This window comes from Gammaproteobacteria bacterium (assembly GCA_011682695.1).
In the GTDB taxonomy this organism is placed as follows: Bacteria; Actinomycetota; Acidimicrobiia; order Spongiisociales; family UBA4744; genus BMS3Bbin01.
In genome coordinates this window covers 1-9,275 of sequence record JAACED010000068.1, presented here as the reverse complement: position 1 = coordinate 9,275, position 9,275 = coordinate 1, and the positions used below count along the sequence as shown (strand labels likewise).

Sequence of the window (9,275 nt, the reverse complement as noted above, 5' to 3'; positions counted from 1 at the left end):
CTGGCGAGCGTTGGGGGAGGTGTCCTCGGGGTTCTGGCCGAGGACGGAGGGGGTCCTGGCGAGCGTTGGGGGAGGTGTCCCGCCAGGGACGGAGAGGGTCTTGGGAAGTGCCGCTCCGCCGGCCCCGCTCTCTTGCATGGATACTTCGCGGCCTGCTGGCTGCCGGTGACTGGCTGCCGGCTACTGGTGGCTGGTGCCTGGCTGCTGGTAGCAGGTGGAACCCATCGAAACATGACCTCGTGAAAGTCGCGAAAAGCCCTCAACCAAACGCAGATGGTGACCGATACAGGTCATGAGGGTCGAGCGACGGCCCGGAAGGAGAGCAATCATGATGGAGAAGATCCGCAAGGGCCTTCGCAACGATGAAGGCTTCACCCTGGTCGAGTTGATGGTGGTCGTACTGATCATTGCCATTCTCATGGCGATCGCCATTCCGACGTTCCTGGGTGCGCGCCAGAAGGCACAGGATCGGGCCGCACAGAGCGATCTTCGTAACGGGCTCACCGCTGCGAAGGTCTTCTACGTGGACGGAGAGACCTACTTGAGTACGGACATCGCCGGCACGATTACGGCATATGAGGCGCTCGAGCCGAGCATCGACTTCGATACCCTCGCCAATGTCAGCACGACGAAGGTCGCAATTCCCGTAGCTACCACTTCCACTGTTGTCCTGGTCACCGAGAGCTCATCCGGTACATTCTTCTGCATCGCAGACGACGTGTCGGGTGGTGGAACGACCTACAACTCGGCTTCAACGGCCGCGGCCATTGACACGGTTGCGGAGTGCAACGGCTCCAGCTGGTAGTCCAGCTCACGAAACACGAAAGAGAGGGTGGCTGAGGCCACCCTCTCTTCTATTCGTCTCAGGTCTGCTCGCTGGACGCCGATGAGATAGAAGTATGCAGCAAGACAAGCACGCCTCGGGCTTCACCCTGGTCGAGTTGATGGTCGTCCTCGGGATCATCGCGATACTGATGGCCGTGGCGTTTCCCACGATGTTGGGCGCCAAACGCAGGGCTCAGGACACGGCCACACAGGCTACGCTGGTGGACGCCCTGAAAACGGAGGAAGTGTTTGCGACAGACGACGGAATTTACACGTCGAGTGCTGCGAGTCTCTCCGCCTTGGAGCCCAGCCTCGACTGGAGTGGAGCGACCGATGATTCGATCCACATGGTTGTGGCAACACTCGTGAGTACCGACGACTCCATCCTCCTTTACTCCCGCTCAAACTCGGGGACATGGATTGGCCTTCGCCAGGTGCGTTCCGGGGCAACCGCCGGCAGGTACCAGTGCCTTGGTGATGCTCGCGCCGATGTTGACGACATGGCCGATTGCACGGGGCACGATTGGTAGGAATGCTCGTCGCTGCTGCGGTACTGGCCGGCCTTGTGGTCGGATCCTTTCTCAACGTCGTCGCCTACCGAGTCCCACTCGAGGAATCGGTAGTCAGTCCGCCATCCGCCTGCCCGCACTGCGGCCACCGAATCCGTCCATGGGACAACGTCCCGGTCGTTTCCTGGCTTCTCTTGCGGGGCCGCTGTCGGGATTGCGGGGAGAGGATCTCGATTCGCTACCCGATAGTCGAGACGGTCACCGCGGTGACCTTCGGTATCGCCGCCTGGTTCATCGGACAGGAGTGGATCCTGATTCCATACCTGTGGTTTGTGGCGGTGACGATCGTTCTCGGGCTCACCGACCTGGACCACCATCGAATTCCCAATCGCATCCTCTACCCATCGACCGCAATCGGTCTGGTGCTACTGGTTGGGGGAGCGTTCGCGGATGGCGCAGCGGAAAACCTGCCGCGCGCGCTCGCGGGTGGTGCGATCTACTTTGGGCTGCTGTTCATCATCGCGTTGGCGGCCCGGGGTGGGTTCGGCATGGGGGACGTCAAACTGGCCTTCTTTCTCGGGCTGTTCCTGGCATATGCATCGTGGGGCATCTTGGTGGTCGGTATCTTCCTTGCCTTCTTCGTGGGAGGGCTGGGAGCGATCGTCCTCCTCGTGACGCGCCTTCGCGGGAGGAAGGATCCGATTGCGTTCGGCCCTGCTCTGATCGCGGGTGCGTGGATTGCGATCCCGATGGGGCAGTCGCTTCTCTCGTGGTACCTGGGGATGTAGAGAGACGTACCGGGGCATATCCGGCCCGGGTGGTCGTCGAGTATGACGTACCAGGAGCGGCGCGTGAAGCATGCTGGCGATTCCTTGCTTGCCTGCGCGTCGGCGCATTGGTAGGCTCCAAATGACACCGATGTAATTCGGTGTGTGCGACTGTGGGTCAGTCGTAACAGGCCGGGACGCTGCCCGGCCAGGGCGGAGACTAATGGCGATCAACGTCGGTCTGGATATTGGCACAAGCGCGGTCCGGGCTGCAGTGGTGCAGACAGGAAAGGCGGTACCGGTCCTCAAACGTTATGGACAGGTGTCACTGCCGATTGGTGCCGTCGTTGCCGGTGAGATCGTTGAGCCCGCGACGGTACGCGACGCCCTGACCCAGCTCTGGAAGACGGCGAAGCTTCCGCACTCACGCGTGGTCGTGGGGATCGCAAACCAGCGGGTCATCGTTCGCCGGGTCGACGTGCCATACATGTCGGAAGAGGAACTCAAGGAGTCCTTGCCTTTCCGTGCCGCCGAGTACATTCCGATTCCGATCGAAGAGGCGATCCTCGATTTCGTTCCGTTGGAGGAGTTCACGACGCCCGACGGTGAGGCGATGCTCTCTGTCCTCGTGATCGCAGCGCAGCGTGAAATGGCCAATGAGATGCTCGATGTGGTCTCCGGTATCGGGGTGAAGCCGATGGCCATCGACCTGCAGGCGTTCGCCCTCGTCCGGGCGATCATCGGCCCCGACCTGGATCTCGACGAGAGTGCCCGCGCCGTGGTGAACATCGGAGCCGGTGTGACTCAAGTGGCCATCGTCCGAAGTGGGACGGTCCGCTTTCTGCGCATCGTGCCCATCGGCGGCGAGCAGTTCACACGTGTCCTCGCCGAGGCGCTCGCGATCGACTTCCAGGAAGCCGAGCGAAGGAAACGGAAGACGGGGGTCACTCCCGACGGTGATGCCGCTTCGGCGCCGGATGAAGGGAAACGAGCGCTCACGGGAGAGACCGACGCCCTGATCGAAGAAGTTCGCGGCTCCATCGACTACTACCGCGCGGAGTCCGGCGGCAATTCTGTCGACAGAATCCTCATCTCTGGCAATGGCGCACGCCTTCCACACCTGGCCAACCGTATGGGCCGGTCGTTGGACCTGCCCGTCGAGGCGGTTCGGATTGTCGGCGATGACAAGCTCAAGTTCGGCAAACTGGGTATGTCCGAAGCCGAGCTGGCTCAAGTACAGCCCGTCTTGCCCGTTGCGGTCGGGCTGGGCCTCTGGAGCGAAGGCTGATGCGCCCCATCAACCTGCTGCCGCCGGAACTCGCCCGCAAGAAGGAGACGCGGCGCAAGATGGCCAAATTGGTCACCCTCGGGATTTTCTACCTCATGTTGCTCGTCCTCGTCGCCTACTGGCAAAACGGGAAGGCGCAAGGAGTCGATGACAAGCTGATCGCGCAGAAGCAGGCGAATCAGACGACGCAGCAGGAGATCGATGCGCTCGCCGGCTCTGCGGATCTGCGGACCGAGTACGAAGGCAGCGTGGCACGAATACAGTCGGCCCTCGAGAAGGACATCGCCTGGGGAAGACTGTTCAACGATCTCGCCCGTGTCATTCCCGATCGCGTCTGGCTGACATCGTTCGACGGGACCGCCATCGTGAGTGGCGACACACCCGGTGTGGTCGGGCAGGTACAGGTAGGAGCAACGGCCTTCGACTACCCGGACGCATCGACCTGGCTTCGTGTCGTCGACAGCGATGTCTGGCCGGCCATCGCCGGGGGATGGGTTACCTCGGCGCAGGTATCTGCAATCGGGGAGATCCCTGTGGTGAACTTCCAATCCAGCGCCTCGCTGATGCAGGCGAGCGTGTCGGCGAGAGTCGATGAACGGATTCCAGAGGTGTCGAAATGAAGCGAGCCGGAGTCGTGTTTGGTCTCCTGGGGATCGTGCTCGTGACCGCGCTGTGGTACATGTTCTGCATGCGGCCGATCAACGCGCACATCGCGGACACCGAAACGCAACTCCAAACCGAGCGTGACACCGAGGTCGTGCTTCGCACGCGGCTGGCGAGCCTCAAGACGATCCAGGACAACGAGTTGAGCTATATCTCCGCGATCGGCGCCATGGATGCGCAGATCCCTCCGACACCGCAGATGCCGGGTCTCATCGACGACCTCGATGTGCTTGCCGACGAGACCGGAGTCGACTGGCTCGGCAGCACGATCGGGAGCCCCGCACAGGTTGAGAATCAGGACTACTTCGAGATACCGATCTCGATCAGGATTGAAGGACAGTTCTTCGAAGTGCTTGGCTATCTGTATGGGATGGCGGACCTCGAACGGCTGGTCCGGATCGACGGTATCGCGGCGATTCCGAACGACCTGGACGGGTTCACGATGCTGGATGTGACGATCACTGCCAAAGCTTTCACCACGAGTGACCTCATGACTGAAGAGGTCGGAGACACGACGACCACAACGACTCCGGATGGGGGTGGGTGATGGGGAACCGGCGGACCGGATGGGCGGCAGCGATCTCGATCCTGTTGATTGGAGCGGCCATTGCAGGTGCATGGCTGGTCATTGCACCTTCGATCTTCGGGACTTCCTCGCCGACGTTGAACGGTCCGCTCTCCCAGGCAGATCTCGCCTCCCCGGCTGCAGCAGCCGTGGCCGATCCTGCACCCGTGGCCGGTTCCTTTCAGCTGTCGCAGCCGAGAGATCCGTTTCGTCCGCTGATCACCGAATCGTCTCCGGCGGGAACCGAGGGCGGTGCCACGGGCACCTATGAGCCATCGGGAACCCGGGTCCGGCTCGTCGGGATCACGGACGTTGGCGGAGTGCTCAGAGCCACCGTGGAAGTGGACTCGACGAGCTACGACGTTGGAGTGGGTGAGGCGTTTGGGGGGAGTTTCATGGTCGTTTCGCTCGATACCGACAGCGGTGTGTTCCTCTACGGAGACAACGCCTTCGAGCTCTCGGTCGGCCAAGAGATCCTCAAATAAGACTTGCTTCATCGACTCATTGCTTCGAGACTGCATCCTGATGATGCGCTTTCTCACTGCAGGTGAGTCACATGGACAGGGACTCGTCACCATCGTTGATGGCCTCCCCGCCGGCCTTGGATTCCTCAGAGAAGGACTCACGGCCGAGCTCGAGCGCCGCCGACAAGGGTACGGACGAGGCTCCCGGATGCGCATCGAACACGACTCCGTCGAGATCCTCGCCGGAGTTCGCTACGGCGTGACGACCGGGGCACCTGTTGCGGTACTCATCAGGAACGCCGAATGGGAACGGTTCGCGTCGACGCTGTCTCCCGAACCGGGCAACCCGGAGCCTCCACAGACGACACCACGGCCAGGACACGCCGATCTTGCCGGGATGATGAAGTTCGATAGCCATGACGTCAGGGATGTCTTGGAGCGTGCATCGGCTCGTGAGACCGCGGCCAGAACTGTCGCCGGGTACGCGGCCCGCCTGCTCCTCCGCGCGATCGACGTCGAGATCATCAGCCACGTGGTCGCCATCGGTGGCATCGAGGCACCCAAGGATGTCATTGCGGTGCCTGGGGACCGCGACCGGCTCGATGCATCTCCTGTGCGGGTGCTCGACAAGACGGTAGCGGCCTCGATGATGGCGGCGATCGACGCCGCCAAGGCCGATCGTGACACGCTGGGCGGGATCATCGAGGTTCTCGCGTATGACGTTCCCGCCGGCCTCGGCAGCTACACCCAGTGGGATCGACGCCTCGACGGGCTTCTCGCTCGAGCGATCCTGTCGATTCCCGCGATCAAGGGTGTGGAGGTGGGAGACGCATACGAGCAGGCGAGGGTACGGGGGTCCGACGCGCACGACGAGATCATGCCCGGCTACGGACGCTCCACCAATCGCGCAGGCGGAATTGAAGGAGGAACGAGCAACGGCCAGCCGATTCGCGTCCGGGCCGCGATGAAGCCGATTCCCACGCTGATGCAGCCGTTGGCCAGCGTCGATGTGGCCACGGGACAACCTGCCCCAGCGTTGCGGGAACGCTCCGACGTCTGTGCCGTGCCCGCCGCGGCGGTGGTCGCAGAGCAGATGGTGGCGATCGTCCTCGCCCAGGAGACACAGCGAGCGTTCGGAGGAGCAACGGTGGCAGACATGCAAGCCGCGGCGAGCGCATACCGGCGCCGGCTCGCAGCGTTCTGATGCTTTGGCTCATTGGGATGATGGGATCCGGAAAGAGCACGATCGGTGCAGAGGTGGCCAAGCGTCTCAGTGTCGAATTCGTGGACATGGACACCCTGCACGAGCAGCGTTGGGGTTCGATCGCATCTCAATGGGCGTCGGTCGGAGAGGCGAGCTTCCGTGAGCGGGAAGAGCGGTTGATGGCCGAGGTGGCTGCCCGTCGCATCCCTGCGGTCGTCGCGACGGGAGGCGGAGCGGTTACGTCGGCGGCGACAGTGAAGCTGATGCGGATGTCGGGAACGGTCGTATGGCTGAAGGCGGCCACCGACACGCTCGCGACCCGGCTCGTCGAAGCACCTCGGCGGCCGATCCTCGAGAAGCGAGCCTTGCAGGACATTCATCGTGAACGCCATGACCTCTACAAGGAGGCAGCGCATCACATCGTGGAAACAGACGGCCTGTCATCCGAGCAAGTCGTGAAAGAAGTGGTGGCGGCGTGGAGTCGCTGATGGCTGCCGGCAGCCAGGTGCTCATCGGGAGTGATATTCTCGCCTCGCCGCTTCCGCCACGGTCTGACCGCTCCGGGACGGTGATCTTTACCCAGCCCGGAGCCCGGGATGTGGCCGAGCGTGTGGCGCGTCGCCTGGAAGCTCCCGTTCGGGTGTTCCCGGACGGGGAAGAGGCAAAGACCCTTGCCGTGGCGGCCGCCGCGTATCGGTGGCTCGACGATATCGGGCTGGACCGACAGGGAACGGTCGTCGTGGTCGGCGGTGGAAGCGTTTGCGACGTCGGTGGTTTCGTAGCGTCGACGTATCTGCGTGGCGTCGAAGTCGTCTCTGTGCCCACCACGCTCCTCGCGGCGGTTGACGCGTCGATCGGCGGGAAGACGGCGGTGAACCTCGAGGCGAAGAACCAGGTCGGAACATTCTGGGAGCCCAGCAGGATCCTCGTCGACCTGGAGGTTCTGCGTGGGCTTCCTCGCCGCCTGGTTCGTGAAGGGATGGCCGAGATAGCGAAAGCCGGAATGATTGGGGATGAGCTGTTGGTGATCGAACTCGAGGAGAAGGGGTTGCAGGCTCCTCTCGAGAAGATCGTTCCAGCAGCGATTCGTGTCAAGGCGAAGGTCGTGAGCGAGGATCTGCACGAACGAGGCATACGAGTGGTGCTCAACTACGGACACACCGTTGGCCATGCGGTTGAACGGGTCGCGGGCGTCTCGCACGGCGAGTCCGTTGCGATCGGCATGGCGGCTGCCGCTCATATCTCCAAGTCCGTCTTTGGGTTCGACCAGGCCGACCGGCAGCTCGCCTTGCTGAAGGGCCTGGAGTTGCCGACAACCTGCAAGGCAGACCCCGCAAAGGTGGCACGCCTGCTGAGAAGAGACAAGAAGCGAGACGGTTCGAAAGTCCGCATGGTCCTGCTGCGAGCGATCGGCGATCCGGTGATCACTCCGGTCGACGAGGCGGCTTTGTCCTCGGCGTTGTCGGATACACTCAGGTGAGTAACCACATGGAGTCGGCATGATATCTACCAACGACGCGCGTCCGGGGATGGCTTTGGACCTTCCCGAGGGGCTCTTCAGCGTCCTCGAATACCAGCATGTCAAGCCGGGCAAGGGCAAGGCATTCGTACGGATGAAGTTGAAGAACCTGGACAGTGGCGCAGTGATCGACCGCACGTTTCGGGCTGGAGAGAACGTCGAGCAGGCGGTGATCGACCGCAGGGAGCACCAGTTCCTGTACCGTGACGACCTCGGCTATCACTTCATGGACCTCGAAACGTACGCCCAGTTCGCGCTGAACGAAGATCAAGTGGGAGACGCGGCGTCGTTCCTGGTGGATGGACTGACGGCGATCCTGCCTATGTATCGCGATGTGCCCATCGCCGTCGAGTTGCCGGCGTCGGTCGAGATGGAGGTCGTCCAAGCCGAGCCGGGCGTCAAAGGTGACCGTGTGTCGGGAGCCACGAAGCCGGTCACGGTCTCGACGGGGCTCGTGGTGCAGGTTCCGCTTTTTGTCGAAGAGGGTGACCACATCAAGGTGGACAGCCGCACCGGCAGCTACATCACACGCGTGTGAACGTCGAAGCGCGCGAGCTCGCGATACAGGCGCTCTACGAGTATGACCTGCGCGGTGAGGGTCCGTCATCGATGCCCGCGAGGACCGCACGCCTGGTCAATGGCGTTCTCACTCACCAAGCCGAGTTGGACGAGACGCTGGACGCCGTATCGAAGCGCTGGCGAGTGGCACGGATGGCTCCCGTCGATAGGGCCGTTCTTCGGCTTGCACTCTACGAACTCCGCTTCGAACCGGAGACATCGGTCGGCGTCATCATCTCCGAGGCCGTCCGGCTCGCCAAGAAATACTCGACCGATAAGAGCAGCTCCTTCGTGAACGGAATCCTTGGACGTCTCGCGCGAACGGAGCGCTGATGTTCCGCATCCTGGTGGTTGGTCCCCGCTGGTATCCGGTCGTTGCGCCACGATGTGCGATGTGGAGCGAACGAGGAACGGGCGGCTGAGCGGGTTGCCACCACACATTGGCGAAGGACAGGTGTTCGTTGGGCGTCGTGCAGCGGTTTCGGGTGGCCGGATCGCGGGTACTCGACATGGTGAGGGCGGCGAGCTGCTACATTGCATCGACAGTCCTTTAACGCGAGTCCTGTGAGGCCGGGAAGGAGACAGTATGAATACGCGTGTGAGAGCCGCCCGGGAGGCGGCATTTTTCATGCGGAGCTGCAGCTGATGCCGTTGGTGATGGAGGGCGCCGATGTCGCCCGCGTCGTGCAGCGGATTGCGCACGAGATCCTCGAACGGAACAAGGGGGCGGCCTCGCTGGTTCTGGTCGGGATTCACACCCGGGGAGTTCCACTCGCCACACGATTGGCATCGATCATCGAGGGCATCGAGGGCGTTGCGGTTCCCGTGGGCACGCTTGGAATCGGCCTGTACCGCGACGATCTCGCCGCACGCCCAAGGGCGTCGCTGTTCCGTACCGCGATGCCGCTCGACA

The 9,275-nt window shown here is 62.7% G+C and carries 13 protein-coding genes; all 13 read left to right on the top strand.

Annotation, left to right across the window (positions count from 1 at the left end):
• Nucleotides 1-328: 328 nt before the first annotated feature.
• Nucleotides 329-805, top strand: a complete 477-nt coding sequence (locus tag GWP04_10960) for a prepilin-type N-terminal cleavage/methylation domain-containing protein (GenBank protein NIA26070.1) — start codon at nt 329-331, stop codon at nt 803-805.
• 94 nt (nt 806-899) lie between these two features.
• Nucleotides 900-1,355 (top strand): prepilin-type N-terminal cleavage/methylation domain-containing protein, encoded by a 456-nt coding sequence (locus tag GWP04_10955; protein ID NIA26069.1) that lies wholly within the window; start codon nt 900-902, stop codon nt 1,353-1,355.
• Between the two features lie 2 nt (nt 1,356-1,357).
• Nucleotides 1,358-2,122 (top strand): prepilin peptidase, encoded by a 765-nt coding sequence (locus GWP04_10950; protein NIA26068.1) that lies wholly within the window; start codon nt 1,358-1,360, stop codon nt 2,120-2,122.
• 202 nt (nt 2,123-2,324) lie between these two features.
• Entirely contained in the window at nt 2,325-3,389 is a 1,065-nt protein-coding gene (gene pilM / locus GWP04_10945) for a type IV pilus assembly protein PilM (GenBank protein ID NIA26067.1), read from the top strand.
• Complete coding sequence (locus GWP04_10940) at nt 3,389-4,009, top strand: hypothetical protein (GenBank protein NIA26066.1); 621 nt, start codon at nt 3,389-3,391, stop codon at nt 4,007-4,009. Before pilM ends, GWP04_10940 begins: the two co-directional genes overlap by 1 nt.
• On the top strand, nt 4,006-4,599 hold the full coding sequence (gene pilO / locus GWP04_10935; GenBank protein ID NIA26065.1) for a type 4a pilus biogenesis protein PilO: 594 nt from the start codon (nt 4,006-4,008) through the stop codon (nt 4,597-4,599). Before GWP04_10940 ends, pilO begins: the two co-directional genes overlap by 4 nt.
• Nucleotides 4,599-5,102: a hypothetical protein gene (locus tag GWP04_10930; protein NIA26064.1), complete on the top strand. Its 504-nt coding sequence runs from the start codon at nt 4,599-4,601 to the stop codon at nt 5,100-5,102. The genes pilO and GWP04_10930 overlap by 1 nt, the downstream gene beginning before the upstream one ends.
• A 40-nt stretch (nt 5,103-5,142) precedes the next feature.
• Nucleotides 5,143-6,285, top strand: coding sequence for a chorismate synthase (gene aroC, locus GWP04_10925; GenBank protein ID NIA26063.1), 1,143 nt, complete (start codon nt 5,143-5,145; stop codon nt 6,283-6,285).
• Nucleotides 6,285-6,773, top strand: coding sequence for an AAA family ATPase (locus GWP04_10920; GenBank protein ID NIA26062.1), 489 nt, complete (start codon nt 6,285-6,287; stop codon nt 6,771-6,773). The genes aroC and GWP04_10920 overlap by 1 nt, the downstream gene beginning before the upstream one ends.
• Complete coding sequence (locus tag GWP04_10915; GenBank protein NIA26061.1) at nt 6,773-7,765, top strand: iron-containing alcohol dehydrogenase; 993 nt, start codon at nt 6,773-6,775, stop codon at nt 7,763-7,765. The genes GWP04_10920 and GWP04_10915 overlap by 1 nt, the downstream gene beginning before the upstream one ends.
• Nucleotides 7,766-7,784: 19 nt before the next feature.
• Nucleotides 7,785-8,342 (top strand): elongation factor P, encoded by a 558-nt coding sequence (efp, locus tag GWP04_10910; protein ID NIA26060.1) that lies wholly within the window; start codon nt 7,785-7,787, stop codon nt 8,340-8,342.
• Nucleotides 8,339-8,695 (top strand): transcription antitermination factor NusB, encoded by a 357-nt coding sequence (gene nusB / locus GWP04_10905; GenBank protein ID NIA26059.1) that lies wholly within the window; start codon nt 8,339-8,341, stop codon nt 8,693-8,695. Before efp ends, nusB begins: the two co-directional genes overlap by 4 nt.
• Before the next feature lie 312 nt (nt 8,696-9,007).
• Nucleotides 9,008-9,275: bifunctional pyr operon transcriptional regulator/uracil phosphoribosyltransferase (locus GWP04_10900; protein NIA26058.1), on the top strand; the 268-nt coding region annotated here is incomplete at its 3' end.

Excerpts from the sequence above, each read along its gene's own strand:
- GWP04_10960 (NIA26070.1), top strand. The coding sequence starts at position 329 with ATGATGGAGAAGATCCGCAAGGGCCTTCGCAACGATGAAGGCTTCACC.
- GWP04_10955 (NIA26069.1), top strand. The coding sequence starts at position 900 with ATGCAGCAAGACAAGCACGCCTCGGGCTTCACCCTGGTCGAGTTGATG.
- GWP04_10950 (NIA26068.1), top strand. The coding sequence starts at position 1,358 with ATGCTCGTCGCTGCTGCGGTACTGGCCGGCCTTGTGGTCGGATCCTTT.
- pilM (NIA26067.1), top strand. The coding sequence starts at position 2,325 with ATGGCGATCAACGTCGGTCTGGATATTGGCACAAGCGCGGTCCGGGCT.
- GWP04_10940 (NIA26066.1), top strand. The coding sequence starts at position 3,389 with ATGCGCCCCATCAACCTGCTGCCGCCGGAACTCGCCCGCAAGAAGGAG.
- pilO (NIA26065.1), top strand. The coding sequence starts at position 4,006 with ATGAAGCGAGCCGGAGTCGTGTTTGGTCTCCTGGGGATCGTGCTCGTG.
- GWP04_10930 (NIA26064.1), top strand. The coding sequence starts at position 4,599 with ATGGGGAACCGGCGGACCGGATGGGCGGCAGCGATCTCGATCCTGTTG.
- aroC (NIA26063.1), top strand. The coding sequence starts at position 5,143 with ATGATGCGCTTTCTCACTGCAGGTGAGTCACATGGACAGGGACTCGTC.
- GWP04_10920 (NIA26062.1), top strand. The coding sequence starts at position 6,285 with ATGCTTTGGCTCATTGGGATGATGGGATCCGGAAAGAGCACGATCGGT.
- GWP04_10915 (NIA26061.1), top strand. The coding sequence starts at position 6,773 with ATGGCTGCCGGCAGCCAGGTGCTCATCGGGAGTGATATTCTCGCCTCG.
- efp (NIA26060.1), top strand. The coding sequence starts at position 7,785 with ATGATATCTACCAACGACGCGCGTCCGGGGATGGCTTTGGACCTTCCC.